13 protein-coding genes are annotated in these 14,457 nt (G+C 73.2%); 4 read left to right on the top strand and 9 right to left on the bottom strand.

Features of this window, described 5'->3' with window-relative positions; translation table 11 throughout:
* The first annotated feature begins 138 nt into the window (after positions 1–138).
* The 3 genes from ACYU8I_RS10945 to ACYU8I_RS10935 are packed head-to-tail and all read left to right on the top strand — an operon-like array spanning position 139 to position 2,510.
* A complete protein-coding gene (locus tag ACYU8I_RS10945) occupies positions 139–903 on the top strand; it encodes an ABC transporter ATP-binding protein (protein ID WP_460840567.1) in 765 nt (254 codons plus the stop codon).
* The gene (locus ACYU8I_RS10940) at positions 900–1,664 is read left to right on the top strand and encodes an ABC transporter permease (RefSeq protein ID WP_460840565.1); all 765 of its coding nucleotides are present in this window, start codon (positions 900–902) and stop codon (positions 1,662–1,664) included. The genes ACYU8I_RS10945 and ACYU8I_RS10940 overlap by 4 nt, the downstream gene beginning before the upstream one ends.
* A gap of 45 nt (positions 1,665–1,709) precedes the next feature.
* Positions 1,710–2,510, top strand: coding sequence for a MerR family transcriptional regulator (locus ACYU8I_RS10935; RefSeq protein WP_460840563.1), 801 nt, complete (start codon positions 1,710–1,712; stop codon positions 2,508–2,510).
* 16 nt (positions 2,511–2,526) lie between these two features.
* Here the strand turns inward: ACYU8I_RS10935 and ACYU8I_RS10930 are convergent, their stop codons facing one another.
* The 5 genes from ACYU8I_RS10930 to ACYU8I_RS10910 are packed head-to-tail and all read right to left on the bottom strand — an operon-like array spanning position 2,527 to position 7,757.
* Entirely contained in the window at positions 2,527–4,896 is a 2,370-nt protein-coding gene (locus tag ACYU8I_RS10930; RefSeq protein WP_460840560.1) for a transketolase-like TK C-terminal-containing protein, read from the bottom strand.
* The gene (locus ACYU8I_RS10925; protein ID WP_460840558.1) at positions 4,893–5,810 is read right to left on the bottom strand and encodes a hydroxymethylglutaryl-CoA lyase; all 918 of its coding nucleotides are present in this window, start codon (positions 5,808–5,810) and stop codon (positions 4,893–4,895) included. Before ACYU8I_RS10925 ends, ACYU8I_RS10930 begins: the two co-directional genes overlap by 4 nt.
* Positions 5,811–5,858: 48 nt before the next feature.
* Positions 5,859–6,497: an HAD family hydrolase gene (locus tag ACYU8I_RS10920; protein WP_460840556.1), complete on the bottom strand. Its 639-nt coding sequence runs from the start codon at positions 6,495–6,497 to the stop codon at positions 5,859–5,861.
* On the bottom strand, positions 6,494–6,913 hold the full coding sequence (locus ACYU8I_RS10915) for a PaaI family thioesterase (RefSeq protein WP_460840554.1): 420 nt from the start codon (positions 6,911–6,913) through the stop codon (positions 6,494–6,496). The genes ACYU8I_RS10920 and ACYU8I_RS10915 overlap by 4 nt, the downstream gene beginning before the upstream one ends.
* A 25-nt stretch (positions 6,914–6,938) precedes the next feature.
* Entirely contained in the window at positions 6,939–7,757 is an 819-nt protein-coding gene (locus ACYU8I_RS10910) for a sigma-70 family RNA polymerase sigma factor (RefSeq protein WP_460840551.1), read from the bottom strand.
* A 176-nt stretch (positions 7,758–7,933) separates the two neighbouring features.
* Between ACYU8I_RS10910 and ACYU8I_RS10905 the strand changes: the two genes are divergently transcribed.
* Positions 7,934–8,485, top strand: a complete 552-nt coding sequence (locus tag ACYU8I_RS10905) for a cysteine hydrolase family protein (protein ID WP_460840549.1) — start codon at positions 7,934–7,936, stop codon at positions 8,483–8,485.
* Positions 8,486–8,865: 380 nt separating this feature from the next.
* On the opposite strand, the gene ppsA is transcribed toward ACYU8I_RS10905, so the two are convergent.
* From ppsA to ACYU8I_RS10885, 4 genes are all read right to left on the bottom strand, one after another.
* Positions 8,866–11,289: a phosphoenolpyruvate synthase gene (gene ppsA, locus ACYU8I_RS10900; protein ID WP_460840547.1), complete on the bottom strand. Its 2,424-nt coding sequence runs from the start codon at positions 11,287–11,289 to the stop codon at positions 8,866–8,868.
* Between the two features lie 20 nt (positions 11,290–11,309).
* Positions 11,310–12,167, bottom strand: a complete 858-nt coding sequence (locus ACYU8I_RS10895) for a pyruvate, water dikinase regulatory protein (RefSeq protein ID WP_460840545.1) — start codon at positions 12,165–12,167, stop codon at positions 11,310–11,312.
* Between the two features lie 30 nt (positions 12,168–12,197).
* On the bottom strand, positions 12,198–12,338 hold the full coding sequence (locus ACYU8I_RS10890; protein ID WP_460840544.1) for a hypothetical protein: 141 nt from the start codon (positions 12,336–12,338) through the stop codon (positions 12,198–12,200).
* A 103-nt stretch (positions 12,339–12,441) separates the two neighbouring features.
* Complete coding sequence (locus ACYU8I_RS10885; RefSeq protein WP_460840542.1) at positions 12,442–14,451, bottom strand: ATP-binding protein; 2,010 nt, start codon at positions 14,449–14,451, stop codon at positions 12,442–12,444.
* Positions 14,452–14,457 lie beyond the last annotated feature (6 nt).

Genomic DNA, 14,457 nt, shown 5'->3' with positions numbered 1-14,457 from the left:
CGCCGGCGCGCACCCCGGCCGGAACGGCGTCCAACCGTCCGGCAGCACGGCCGGCAGCACGGTCGGCTCCACGACGAGTCCGCCGAGCTCTGTCGACCGCTTGACCTTGACGCAGCGTCAACCTCCGACAGTGTCGTCATGACCACCTCAGCAGCGATCAGGACGCAGTGCCTGACGAAGTCCTACGGCGACACCGCGGTGCTCCGCGGCGTCGACCTGACCGTGTCGCGCGGCACGGTCCACGCCCTGCTCGGCAGCAACGGCGCCGGCAAGACCACCCTCGTCCGCATCCTCGCGACCCTGCTGGCGCCCGACGGCGGCAGCGCCGAGGTCGGGGGCCACGACGTCGTCACCGCCCCCCACGCCGTGCGCAGCAGCATCAGCCTCACCGGCCAGACGGCGGCGGTCGACGGCGTCCTCACCGGCCGGGAGAACCTCGCCCTGGTCGCCCGGCTGCGCCAGGTCGACGACCCCGCGGGGGTCGCCGACGACCTGCTGGAGCGCTTCGACCTCGCCGACGCCGGTCGCCGACGCGCTGCGACGTACTCGGGCGGCATGCGGCGCCGGCTCGACCTGGCGATGGGCCTGGTCGGCGACCCCGCGATCATCCTGCTCGACGAGCCGACGACGGGCCTGGACCCCCAGTCGCGACGCGAGGTGTGGCGCACGGTCACCGGCCTGGCCGAGAGCGGCACCACGGTGCTGCTCACCACGCAGTACCTCGAGGAGGCCGAGCAGGTCGCCGACCGGATCTCGATCCTCCACGAGGGCCGCGTGATCACCGAGGGCACGCTCGACGACCTCCGGTCGCTGCTCCCCTCGGCGCGGGTCGAGCACGTCGAGAAGCGCCCCAGCCTGGAGGATGTCTTCCTCGCGGTGGTCGGTCGGGGGGTGACCTCGTGACGACGTCGCTGCTCCTCGACAACTCGCGGGCCATGCTCGGACGCTCGATGCGTCACGTGCTGCGCAGCCCCGACACCATCGTGACCACGGCGCTCACGCCGGTCGCGATGATGCTGATGTTCGTCTACGTCCTCGGGGGCGCACTGGACGCAGGACCGGGCCGCTACGTCGACTACCTGCTTCCCGGCATCCTCGTCGTCACCATCGCCTCGGGCATCGCCTACACCGCCTACCGGCTGTTCCTCGACGTGTCCGGCGGCATCGTCGAGCGGTTCGCCTCGATGCCGGTGGCGCGCACCTCGTTGCTGTGGGGCCACGTGCTCACCTCGGTGCTGGCCAACTCAGTCTCGCTCGTGCTCGTCGTCGCCGTCGGCTTACTCGTCGGGTTCCGGCCCGAGGCCGATGCCGGGCAGTGGCTCGCCGTGGCCGGGCTGCTGCTCCTGCTGACCCTGGCGCTGACCTGGGTGGCGGTGATCCCCGGCCTGACCGCGAGCAGCGCCGACGGCGTCACCGGGTTCTCGACCCCGCTGGTCTTCCTGCCGTTCGTCAGCTCGGCCTTCGTCCCGACCGACGGCATGCCGGGACCGCTGCGCGCCTTCGCCGAGCACCAACCGGTCACCCCGGTCGTCGACACCCTGCGCGACCTGCTGGCGGGACGCTCGCCCGGGTCAGAGGCGGCCGTGGCGGTCGTGTGGCTGCTGGCACTGCTGGTCGTGGCGTGCGCTGTCGCCGTCCGGCTCTACCGTCGGAAGATGTCCTGAGCCGCGGCGAGGCCCGGCTCCCGCGCGAGAGGTGGTGACGAGGCAGTGCTGACGATCGGACAGCTCGCGGCCCATGCCGGCTGCACGACCCGGGCCGTGCGCCACTACCACGCGATCGGCCTGCTGTCGGAGCCGGACAAGGACCACTCCGGCTACCGGCGCTACGACGCCGGCGCGGTCGTCGAGCTGGTCAAGATCCGCGTGCTGGCCGAGGCCGGAGTGCCCCTCGGACGCGTCCACGAGCTGCTGCGGGCCGACACGCAGGCCTTCGAGGCTGCGGTCGACGAGATCGAGCGTCGTCTCGCCGCGGAGGTCGCGGAGCGACAGCGCCAGCGGCGCGCGATCGCCCGCCTCGCGTCCGGCGAGCGGCTCGTGCTGCCACCCGAGGTCGTCGACTACCTCGAGCGCGTCCGCGAGCTCGGGCTGTCGCCCCGCGTCGTCGAGGTCGAGCGCGACAGCTGGATCCTGGTCGCCGCCCGAGCGCCCGAGGCGGTGGGCACGATGATGGCGGTCAAGCGGCGCCAGATCGAGGACCCGGTGGTGCAGCAGCTGTACCGCGACCTCGAGGACCTCTTCACCTGCGGCCCCGACGACCCGAGGTTGCCGACGTACGCCGACATGGTGGTGCGCTTCATCGTCGAGCTCGGCCGCACCGCCGAGGAGGCGGTGGCCGACACCCCGGTCGACGACACGTGGCTCACCGACGACCTGGTGCAGCTGCTCGACGATGCCTTCGTCGCTGCCTTCCCCGCCGCGGCTCGGCTCCTCGAGCTGCTCGAGGAGCGCGGCTACACCGGCTGGACCAACATCCGGCCGATCGACGAGGGCTCCGGACGACCGGCCTGACCTGTGATGGACGGGCTCAGCCGCGACCCAGCAGGTCGAGCGCCGCCCCGGCCACCGAGCCCGCGTCGAGGCCGTGCAGGGCGTGGGCGTCGGCGAGGTCGGACGACTGCCCGAACTCGCTGACGCCGAGGCAGCGGATCCGGTCGCCGCGCGCGCCCGCCAGGAACGACAGCGTGTGCGGGTGGCCGTCGAGCACCGTCACCAGCGGCACCGGGTGCCGCGCCGGCAGCAGCAGGTCGAGCACGTCGGAGCCGCCCGCGGTGCGCGAGCCGCGCTGCTGGAAGGATCGGAACACCAGGTCGGGGCTGGTCAGGCAGACCACGCCGGCCACCACGCCCTGCTCCCCCAGCCACTCGGCCGCGGCCAGCACCTCCGGCATCGCCGCCCCCACCCCGACCAGGGTCACCTGCTCGGTCGCCGGGTCGTGGCTGGTCAGGCGGTAGCCGCCCGAGACGGCATGGCGGCGGCGACGCTCGCGCAGCGTGGCGTCCTCCGGCACCCGGGCGAGCGCGGGGTCGACGGGGCGGGTGGAGAGCCGGAAGTACGCCGAGTGGCCGCCCTCGCGACCGACGGAGTCCATCGCGTGCAGGAAGCACCACTCGAGGTCCTGCGCGAAGGCCGGCTCCCACGCGACGCAGCCGGGCTGCTCGAGCCCGATGCTCGGCGTCGTCACCGACTGGTGGGCCCCGCCCTCCGGCGAGAGCGTCACCCCCGACGGCGTGCCGACCAGGATCGACTGGCCGCCGGCGTACATCCCGAAGCTCCACGGCTCGAGCGCGCGCCCCACGAACGGGTCGTAGAAGGTGGCGATCGGGATCAGCCGCTCGCCCCAGCGCGACCAGGTCGCGCCGAGCTCGCCGAGCAGGCCGACGGTGTTGACCTCGGCGATGCCGAGCTCGATGTGCTGGCCGCTCTGCGACTCCGCCCAGCGCAGCACCCGCTCGGCGTCGTCGGCGAACCAGTCGTGCCGCTCGGTCACCGACCACACGCCGGTCTTGTTGATCCAGCCGCCGAGGTTGGTCGACGACGCGACATCGGGGCTGCAGGTCACGGTGCGCGCGGCCACCTCGGGGGCGTCGCGCACCAGGTCGGACAGCAACCGCCCGAGCACCGCCTGCGTCGAGACCGGCTTGCGGTGCGGGTGGCCCAGCTCGACCGGGACCGTCAGCCGGCCCGTCGGCGCCACCGGCGTACGACGCAGCGCCTCGCCGCGGGCGGCGCACAGCCGACCCGCCGGGCCGTCGGGGTCGAACCCGACCCACGGGTCGTCGAGGCTGGTGCCGCAGTCGTCGGCGAGCGCGAGCATCTGCGCCTCGTTGAGCAGCACGGAGTGGTTGTTCGGGTGGCCCTCGGTCGGCAGCCCGCGGCCCTTGACGGTGTAGGCGAAGACGACGGTGGGCCGGTGGTCGTCGACGCCGTCGGCGAAGGTGTCGACGAGCAGGCCGAGGTCGTGGCCGCCGAGGTCGCGCACGGCGGCGGCGAGGTGGGCCGGCGAGACCGACCGCAGCAGCTCCTGCAGCTCCTCGGACCCCGTCGAGCCCATGATGCGCTCGGCGATCTCGGCGGAGTCGACGCGGAGCATCCGCTGGTACTCCTCGTTGGGCATCGCCTCGAGGCGGCTCTTGAGCTCGGCGCCTCCCGGGCGGTCGAAGAGCGCGGAGATGAGCCGGCCCCACTTCAGCGTGACGACCTGCCAGCCGGCGGCCTCGAACATGCCGGCCAGGCGCTGGATCTGGATGTCGGGCACCACCCGGTCGAGGCTCTGCCGGTTGAGGTCGACCACCCACAGCAGCTCGCCGAGCGAGGCCACCTGCGGGTCGGCCACGGCCTCCCAGATCGCGCCCTCGTCGAGCTCGGCGTCGCCGAGCAGGCTGACGAAGCGGCCCGCGGGCGGCGCGTCGGGGAACTGGCTGCGCACGTAGCGGTGCGACATCGCCGCCCACAGCGCCGCCGTCGCCCCGATGCCGACCGAGCCGGTCGAGAAGTCGACGGTGTCGGGGTCCTTGGTGCGCGAGGGGTAGGACTGCAGCCCACCCTTCTGCCGCAGCGTCGTGAGGTACGCCGGGTCGAGGTCGCCGAGCAGGTAGTTGACCGCGTGCAGCACCGGGGAGGCGTGCGGCTTGACCGAGACCCGGTCGTGCGCCGTCAGCTCGGCGAACCACAGCGCGGTGCAGATGTCGACCATCGAGGCCGACGACGACTGGTGCCCGCCGACCTTGACCCCGCTGGGGTTCGGCCGCTGCCGGTTGGCCGCGTCGACGATCGCCGCCGACAGCCACAGCAGCCGCCGCGACACCTGCCGCAGCACCTCGACGTCCACGTCGCGGGCCGAGCGTCCGTCGACGCCGGCACGCCCCTGGGCGGTCGAGTCCACCTCGCTGCTCACGCCTGCCCCTCCCCGCGGAAGTCGCCGGCCCTGGCGAGCAGTCCCTGCACCGGGCTGTCGAGCTCGCCCGAGAGCCAGGTCGCGACCTCGGAGGCGGCCGCCAGGTCGAGCTCGGCGGGCCCGGCCATCGGCACGCCGCCGCGACGCAGCAGGTAGGCGAGGTCCTCCGTCGCGATGTTGCCGGTCGCGGCGGGCGCGAAGGGACAGCCGCCGAAGCCGCCGATCGAGGCGTCGAGCACCACGTCGGGACGCACGCTGGTCGCGGCCCAGGCATTGGCGTAGCCCGTGTTGCGGGTGTTGTGGAAGTGGAAGCGCAGCCGCGGCACCCGCTCGTCGACGAGCGCGCCGAGCTCGAGGACCTGCGGCGGCACCCCGACGCCGATGGTGTCGGCGATGGCGAGCTCGTCGACACCCAGGTCGCTGACCTGGTCGACCACCTGCGCGACCCGGTCGAGCGGCACCTCGCCCTCGAAGGGGCAGCCGAAGGCCACCGTCAACGTCACCGTCACCCTGCGGCCCGCGCCGCGGGCCACCTCGACGGCACCAGCGGCCTGCTCGAGCAGCGCCGCCGTCGGAGCGCCCTGGTTGCGACGGGCGAACTCGTCGGTCACCGGCACCACCATGTTGAGCTCGTGGCACGACGTCTCGACGGCACGCTCGGCGCCGCGGCGGTTGAGCACCAGCCCGATGAACGACACGCCCTCGCGCGGCGTGGCGTCGAGCCCGGCCATCACCTCCTCGGCGCCGGCCATCTGGGGCACGCGGTCGGGACGCACGAAGCTCACCGTCTCGATGCGGCGCACCCCCAGGTCGAGCAGCCGGTTGACCAGCCGCACCCGGGTCTCGACCGGCAGCGTGCGCGCCTCGTTCTGCAGCCCGTCGCGCGGACCGACCTCCACCAGCTCGACCGTCATGACCCCAGCCTCCCCGACGCCACCCGCCCGCGCCATCCGGGCCGGGCGTCAGCCCAGCAGCGCCACGACCTCGGCCGGGGTGCGGGCGACGGCGTCGGCGTGCTCGAGGTCGCGCCCGGCGTCGAAGAGGTGGCCCCAGCCCGCCGCCACGGCGTACGCCCCCGCCGCGGCGCCGGCGGCGACGTCGAGCGGGGAGTCGCCGACGTAGGCACACGAGGCCGGCGGCAGGCCCAGCCGCGCGGCGGCCTCGAGCACCCCGTCAGGCGCCGGCTTGGCGTGCTCGACCTCGTCGCCGCCCACGACCAGCTCGAAGCGGTCACGGAGGCCCGTGGCCGCGAGGATCGTCTCGGCGGCGGGACGGGAGTTGCCGGTGAAGACCGCGACCCGCAGGCCCCGGTCGACGAGCGCGACGAGCGCGTCGGCGACGCCGTCGTGCACCACGACGTCGTCACCGGACTCGGCGAGCACCCGGTGGTAGAGTTCCTCGTCGTCCTGCGTGCCGACGCGGTCCAGCATGATGCCGAGCATCTCCATCGGGCGCCCGACGCGGTAGAGCTCGACGACCCGCTCGGGCGTGACCGGCGGTCCGCCGAGGCGGCGTACGGTCTCGACGAAGGCGGCCGGCACCACGGCGGCGGAGTCGACCAGCGTGCCGTCCATGTCCCAGATGACGGCGTCGAGCCTCACCGGACGCTGTCGAGGTTCTGCAGCCGCACCTGACCGCGGGCGACGAGCTTGCCGCGCTCGTCGTGGGTCTCCACGACCCAGGTCTGCTGGCTGCGGCCCTGGTGCACGGGCGTCGCGACCGAGGTCAGGTCACCCTCGCGCACCGCGCGGTAGAAGTCGGTGGTGTTGCTGACCCCGACGACCTGGCCCCGCTCGCCCAGCCACACGGCCGCACCGACGCTGGCGAGCGTCTCGACGACGCTGCAGTGCACGCCGCCGTGGACGATCCCGTAGGGCTGGTGGTGCCTGGTCGCGGCCGTCCAGGTGCCGACGACCCGCTCGCCGGACACCTCGGTCATCTGCAGGCCGAGGTGCTCGACGAACGGGCCGCTGCTGTCCATGCCGGCGGGGAGACCCGCATCCGTGGAGTCGCTCATGGGGCCAGAGTCTGGCACCCGGGCGTCAGGCCGCCGTGTGGGTCCTGGTCGACGACTCCAGCGAGGCGCGCATCTGGCCGAGGATGCGGGCCAGCAGCCGCGAGACCTGCATCTGCGTGACCCCGATGCGCTCGGCGATCTCGCGCTGGGTCAGGCCCTCGTAGAAGCGCAGCGCCACGATGAGGCGGTCGCGCTCGGCCAGGTTGCGCAGCAGCGGCTGCACCGAGGCGCGGGCCTCGGCGGCGAGCATGCCGTCGTCGTCGGCCCCGAGGGTCGTGCCCAGCGGCGACAGGCCCTCGTCGGAGTCGCTGCCCACCGGGGCGTCGAGCGAGGTCGGGGCGAAGCAGCCGTCGGCCGCCATCGCCTCCCTGACGTCCTCGGCCGGCTCGCCGAGGTGCTCGGCCAGCTCGGCGATCGTGGGCGTGCGACCGAGCTCGGAGGTGAGGCTCTCGCGCGACTTGTTGGCGCGGGCCTGGATCTCCTGCACCCGACGGGTCGGGCGGACCATCCAGCCGTGGTCGCGGAAGTACTTGCGGACCTCGCCGCGCATGGTCGGCACGGCGTACGACAGGAAGTCGCTGCCGGCGCGCTCGGCGTCGTACTTCTGCGCCGCGCGGGTCAGGGCCAGGTAGGCCACCTGGCGCAGGTCGTCCTCGGGGATGCCGCGGCGGGCGAAGCGAGCCGCGACCCGCTCGGCGACGGGCATGTTGAGCCGGACGACCTCGTCGACCGCGGCCTCGCGGTCGACGGGGGAGAGCTCGGGGATGGCGGTGAAGAGCTCACGCGTGCGGTTGCGACGGTGGTCTTCGGAAGAGCGACGAGAAACGTTCACCAGGGTCTGCATCGGGATGTCTACCTGTCTGGAAGTGCGCCGCCCCCGGCCGTTTGTAGGACTGGGGTCGAAAGGAGCGATGGGTTGACCATGACAGAACTTCAACAAGGTGTCTAGGTCGGTGTTGAGGTTTTTGAGGTAGATGAAAGATGAACGACGCGGCAAGGCGCATCTGCGACGATCGGGGCGTGGCGACGACCGGCCTCCTCGCGATCGACCTGCAGCGGGTCTTCGCCGACCCCGACAGCCCGTGGCACGTCCCGGCGTTCACCCAGGTCAGCGCCGCGACCGAGCGGCTGCTCAGGGCGTACGGCGCCCGCGCGGTCGCGACCCGCTTCGTGCCGCACGACGACCCGACGGGGTCGTGGCGCGACTACTACGAGGCGTTCCCGTTCGCCCAGGACCCCGCCTCGCAGCACCTGTGGGAGCTCGTCCCCGAGGTGCTGCGGCACGACCCGGTCGTCGTCGACGCCCCCACGATGGGCAAGTGGACGACCGGGGCCCGCTCAGCGCTGGGTGACCCGTCGACGGTCGTGCTGTGCGGGGTCGCCACCGAGTGCTGCGTGCTCGCGACGGCCCTGGCCGCCAGCGACGCAGGCGTGCGCGTCCGCCTCGTCGCCGACGCCTGCGCCGGCGGCACGGCCGAGGTCCACGCCGCCACCCTCCAGGTCCTCGGCGCCTTCGCCCCCCAGGTGCAGGTCGTCACCCTCGACGAGGCGCTCGCCCTCTCCGCCCCCTGAGGTGAGACCGCGTCGCCCCCCCGCTCCCTGAGGCGCGACCGCGTCGCCCCACCGCTCCCTGAGGTGCGAGCGCGTCGCCCCACCGCTCCCTGAGGTGCGAGCGCAGCGAGCCACGAAGGGGCGGGTCCGGTGGTGCCGGCCGCCCCGGCGTGGGGCTCCGCCTCCGGCTGCGCGGGGCCCGGGACTCTCCGGGGGTCGCAACCACCCGCCTCGCTCGTCCCTCGCGAGCCGGGGGCCAGTCCCATCCACGCTCTCCCCGGAGGCCCCGGGCCCCGCTCCGCCTGCGGCGGAGGGGGCGCCGCGGTGGCCGGCGGGTCGGGCGGGTGGACGGCCCTTCGAGACGGTTGCTGCGCAACCTCCTCAGGGAGCGGCAGGAGGCCTCACCCCCCGGGCTGGACCTTGGCGAGGCGCAGCCAGGTGTCGACGACGGTGTCGGGGTTGAGGCTCATCGACTCGATGCCCTGCTCGAGCAGCCACTCGGCGAGGTCGGGGTGGTCGGAGGGGCCCTGGCCGCAGATGCCGACGTACTTGCCGGCGTCGCGGCACGCCTTGATGGCGCGCTCGAGCATGACCTTGACCGCCGGGTCGCGCTCGTCGAACGACGACGCCACCAGGCCGGAGTCGCGGTCGACGCCCAGGGTCAGCTGGGTGAGGTCGTTGGAGCCGATGGAGAAGCCGTCGAAGTGCTCGAGGAACTGCTCGGGGATCACGGCGTTGGACGGGACCTCGCACATCATCACGACCTGCAGGTCGTCCTTGCCGCGCTCGAGGCCGTGCTCGGCGAGGAGCGCGATGACGCCCTCGGCCTCGGCGACGGTGCGGACGAACGGGATCATGATCTTGACGTTGGTCAGGCCCATCTCCTCGCGCACGTGGCGCAGGGCGGCGGCCTCGAGGGCGAAGCACTCGGCGAAGTCCTCGGAGAGGTACCGCGAGGCGCCGCGGTAGCCGATCATCGGGTTCTCCTCGTCGGGCTCGAAGCGGGGCCCGCCGACGAGGTTGGCGTACTCGTTGGACTTGAAGTCGCTCATCCGCACGATGACGGGCTCGGGCGCGAAGGCCGCGGCGATGGTCGAGACGCCCTCGGCGACGCGCTTGACGAAGAAGTCGCGCGGCGAGTCGTACGCCGCGATCAGCTCCTCGACCTCGTCCTTCAGGTCGCCGGGCATCTCCGACCCGCCGGCCTCGAGCTCGAGCAGCGCGCGGGGGTGGATGCCGATCTGGCGGTTGATGATGAACTCGAGGCGGGCCAGGCCGACGCCCTTGTGCGGGAGCCGCGAGAAGGCGAAGGCCTGCTCGGGCGTGCCGACGTTCATCATGATCTTGACGCCGACCTCGGGCATGGAGTCGAGCTCGGTCCGCTCGACCTCGAAGTCGAGGACGCCGTCGTAGACCAGGCCGGTGTCGCCCTCGGCGCACGAGACGGTGACCTCGCGGCCGTCGGCGAGCTCCTTCGTGCCGCTCCGGGTGCCGACGACGGCGGGGATGCCGAGCTCGCGGGCGATGATCGCGGCGTGGCAGGTGCGGCCGCCGCGGTTGGTGACGATGGCGGAGGCGCGCTTCATGATCGGCTCCCAGTCGGGGTCGGTCATGTCGGCGACGAGCACCTCGCCGGGCTCGAACTCGTGCATCTGGTCGACCGAGGTCAGAACACGGACGGCGCCGGCGCCGATCTTCTGACCGATGGCGCGGCCCTCCACCACGACGTCGGCGCCCTGGGTCACCAAGCGGTCGATCTTGAAGCGCTCGAGCACCCCCGCGTTGCGCGACTGCACCGTCTCGGGGCGCGCCTGGAGGATGTAGAGCCTGCCGTCGACGCCGTCCTTGCCCCACTCGATGTCCATCGGGCGCCCGTAGTGCTTCTCGATGGTGACCGCGTGCCGGGCCAGCTCCTCGACGTCGTCGTCGGTGAGGCTCAGCAGCCGGCTCTGCTCGGGCTCGACGTCGACGAACTCGGTGGTGCGGCCGACGGTGGTGTCCTCGGTGTAGACCATCTTGGTGGCCTTGCCGCCGACGGTGCGCTTGAGGATGGCGGGGCGCCCGGCCTCGAGGGCCTGCTTGTAGACGTAGAACTCGTCGGGGTTGACCGCCCCCTGCACGACGCCCTCGCCGAGCCCCCAGGCCGAGGTGATGAAGACGGCGTCGCGGAAGCCCGACTCGGTGTCCATGGTGAACATGACGCCGGAGGAGCCGATGTCGGATCGCACCATCTTCTGCACGCCCGCCGAGATCCCGACCTCGGCGTGCTCGAAGCCGTGGTGCACGCGGTAGCTGATGGCGCGGTCGTTGTAGAGCGAGGCGTAGACCTCGCGGATCGACTGCAGCACCGCCTCGATGCCGCGGACGTTGAGGAAGGTCTCCTGCTGCCCGGCGAACGACGCGTCGGGGAGGTCCTCGGCGGTGGCCGAGGAGCGTACGGCGAACGACGGCTCCTGCTCGCCGCCGGCCGACTCCTGCACGAGCGTCTCGAACGCCTCGCGCACGGCCGACTCGAGGTCGTCGGGGAAGTCGTGGTCGTTGATCCAGCCCCGGATCTCGCGGCCCGCCTCGGCGAGCGCGCGGGTGTCGTCGACGTCGAGGCCCTCCATCCGCTCGACGATGCGCTGGCCGAGGCCGCCGGCCTCGAGGAAGCGCCCGAAGGCCTCGGCGGTGGTCGCGAACCCGCCCGGCACCGTGACGCCGAGGTCGGCCAGCTGGCTGACCATCTCGCCGAGGGAGGCGTTCTTGCCGCCGACCTGCTCGAGGTCGGACATGCCCAGGTCGGCGAACCAGCGGACGGCGTTCGGCGGGGCGATCTCGGACATGGGTCTCCTCGGGGCTGGTGTCAGGAACGGGGACGGGCGACGGGTGCGCGGCCGGAGCGGCGTACGAGGTGCTGGATGATCACGGCCGAGATCTCCTCCACCGAGCGGGAGGAGGTGTCGATGGTGGGGATCTCGTGCGTCGCGTAGATCTGGCCGGCGCGCCGCAGCTCCCAGCGGCACTGCTCGGGCGAGCAGTAGCGCGAGCCCGGACGGCGCTCGCCGCGCACGCGGCTGAGGCGGTCGACGTTGGTGACCAGCCCGAAGCACCGCTCGGCGTAGTCGCGCACGGGCGCGGGCAGCTCGTCGGTCTCGAGGTCCTCGTCGACGAGCGGGTAGTTGGCGACGAAGAGGCCGTGCTGCAGCGCGAGGTACATGCTGGTCGGCGTCTTGCCGCAGCGCGACGGCGCGAGCAGCACGACGTCGGCCTTGTCGAGCATCCGCAGGCTCTGGCCGTCGTCGTGCTCGATCGTGAACTCGATCGCGGCCATCCGGTTGTTGTAGCGCTTGATGTCGCCGACGCCGTGGAGTCGCGCGGGCTGCCGCATGCCGCGGCGCCCGAGGGCGGCCTCGACGGGGCCCATGTGCAGCTCGAAGAAGTCGATCAGCGGCGCCTTGGTCTTGTGCAGCTCCTCGCGCACGGAGTCCTCGGCGGCGGTGGTGAAGGCGAGCGGCGTGACGCCGGAGTCGACGACGGCGTCGATCTGCTCGACGACGGCGCGGGCGTCCTCGACGGAGGAGATGAAGGGGATGAGGGTGCGGTCGAAGGCCACGTCGGGGAACTGCAGCAGCAGGGCGTTGCCCATGGTCTCGGCGCTGATGCCGGTGCTGTCGGACAGGAAGAAGACCGGCACGACCTGCTGGTCAGCTGCTTCCGGCACCCGCACCCACCTCCCTGGTGTGCGCGAACGCTACCCCTCGGGGGTGACGGCGACCACTGCCCCGTCGTGAGGCGTACGTCGCACCGTGCGCACGCCGAGGGCGGCGACCGCGGCGACACCGCTCGAGATCAGCACCACGGCGTCGACCACCGACGCGATCTGGATGCGCACGGGTCCTCCGTCCGGGTCCCGGGCCGTCACGTGTGACGACCGACACGTCCTTCGTACCCCGAGCACCCCTGTCGACACGACCTGCCCCACCGGGACCGGGGGGTCAGCCGACCGCCGGCAGCCGCACCTCGAAGCGGGAGCCGCCGCCCGGCGCGCCCTCGAGCCGCACGCTGCCGCCGCAGCGCTCGACCGCCCGGCGCACGATGGCGAGGCCCAGGCCGGTGCCGCGGTAGGCCTCGCCGTGGGCCCGGTGGAAGGTGTCGAAGACCCGCTCGCGCTGCGCCTCCGGCACCCCGATGCCGTTGTCGGCGACACCGAGCACCAGGCACCCGTCCTCGACCCGGCCGTCGACGACCACCCGCGGTCGCACGCCCGGGCCGACGTACTTCACGGCGTTGCCGAGCAGGTTGTCGAGCACCTGCCGCAGCAGCACCGGGTCGGCACGGGCGGCCAGACCGGGCTCGACGGCGATGCGTGGTGCGGACTCGCCGGCGCGCAGCACCTCGGCGGCCGCCTCGGCGACGGCCGAGACGTCGACGGGCTCGAGCCGGACCTTGGCGTCGCGCACCACGGTGTAGTACAGCAGGTCGTCGAGCAGGCTCCGCATCTGCTCGGCCGACGCCGTCACCCGCTGGAGCATCCCCAGGCCGGCCTCGCGGTCGAGGGTGCCGTCGGCGAGGTCCTCCGCGAGCGCGTCGGTCCACCCGGTGATCACCGTCAGCGGCCGCTTCAGGTCGTGCGCGACCACGCCCGCGAACGTCGCGAGGGCGTCGCGGTCGTGGCGCAGCGCGGTCACGTCGCGGTAGGTGATCACCGCCTGGCGGACCTCGCCCACCTCGGTGTCGGGCAGGGGGCCGCCCGTCACCTCGAGGACGCGGGTCTCGGGATCGCCCGGGCGGCTGAGGAGGTAGTCCTGGGTGAAGCTCTCGCCGGCCACAGCACGGACGTAGGGCACGTCCTGCGCGGCCAGCGGCTGTCCATCGAGGGCGCTGAGCCCGTAGGCACGCCCGAGCGTCTCCGGGTCGAGCTCCGCGTCGACGTCGCGACCGAGGAGCCGCTCGCCGGCCGGGTTGGTGACCAGGACGCGTCCGTCGGCCGTGATGACGTTGAGGCCCTCCTGCAGGTGCTCGAGCACCGTGCCGAAGAGCCGGGCGCGTTCGGCGGTCTCGCGCTGCAGCTCGGCGAGCCCGGCCGTCGCCTCGTCGCGCTCGATCCGGCTGAAGGTCAGCACCAGTCCGGTCACGACCGTCATCACGACGAACAGCTGCGCGACCAGGGCGCGCTCGGGCAGGTCGGCGACGCCGGCGAACGGCCCGCGGCCGGCGATCGTGAAGACCATCGCGCCCGCGCCCAGCGCGAGCGCGTGCGTCGTGACGGCCAGCGGACCCAGCCTGACCGCCACCAGCACCGTCGTGAAGAGCAGCAGGAAGCTGACCGGCAGCACGTCGGCACGGCCGAAGACCAGCCCGAGCAGCGCCCCCGTGACCGCCCACAGCAGCGCGACCTCCCACCAGGAGCGGCGTACGACGGGTGCACGCGGCGCCGGCACGCCCCCCGTGACGACCGCCGCCCGGTGCAGGAGCAGCAGCCCGAGCAGCCCCAGCACCACGGTGCCGGCGCTGTTGCGTCCCCACCACACCACCAGGCTCGCGGGCGAGACCGGGACGGTCCCGACCACCAGGAGACCGAGCACGCCGAGCACCGCCCCCACCGCGGCCCCCGTCACCGCCGCGGCGACGAAGCACCCGAGGTCGCGCAGCGAGCTGACCGGGTCGGTGCCGCCGAAGAGGAAGAGCCCGGGGCGCAGCCGGCGCACCAGCGCGACCACGACGGCGACCTGGACCAGGGCGGAGACCATGAAGACCGTCGCCAGCGACGGTGGGGCGCCGGTGACGCTGTTGACACCGAAGATGCAGGCCGCGAGGACCACGACGTCGACGACCACGGTGCGGCGGGTCGCGCTGGCGAGCCACAGCATCGCGATGCCCGCGGCGGGCCACACCAGGCTCATCGCGCCGCCGTCGATGATCGTCAGCCGACCGGCGACCCCGGCGAGCAGGTAGAGCGGCACCCAGACCACGAGTCGTCGTGCGACCAGCGCCAGGTCACCCATGACGGC

This window comes from Nocardioides marmoraquaticus, assembly GCF_054777915.1.
Note: the sequence above shows the minus strand (reverse complement) of the source record. Positions and strands in the feature narration are given on the sequence as shown.

Bases quoted from the DNA above. Each gene is read 5' to 3' on its own strand.
- ACYU8I_RS10885 (WP_460840542.1), bottom strand. From the start codon at position 14,451: ATGGGTGACCTGGCGCTGGTCGCACGACGACTCGTGGTCTGGGTGCCG.
- ACYU8I_RS10925 (WP_460840558.1), bottom strand. From the start codon at position 5,810: ATGACGGTCGAGCTGGTGGAGGTCGGTCCGCGCGACGGGCTGCAGAAC.
- ACYU8I_RS10915 (WP_460840554.1), bottom strand. From the start codon at position 6,913: ATGAGCGACTCCACGGATGCGGGTCTCCCCGCCGGCATGGACAGCAGC.
- ACYU8I_RS10910 (WP_460840551.1), bottom strand. From the start codon at position 7,757: ATGCAGACCCTGGTGAACGTTTCTCGTCGCTCTTCCGAAGACCACCGT.
- ppsA (WP_460840547.1), bottom strand. From the start codon at position 11,289: ATGTCCGAGATCGCCCCGCCGAACGCCGTCCGCTGGTTCGCCGACCTG.
- ACYU8I_RS10945 (WP_460840567.1), top strand. From the start codon at position 139: ATGACCACCTCAGCAGCGATCAGGACGCAGTGCCTGACGAAGTCCTAC.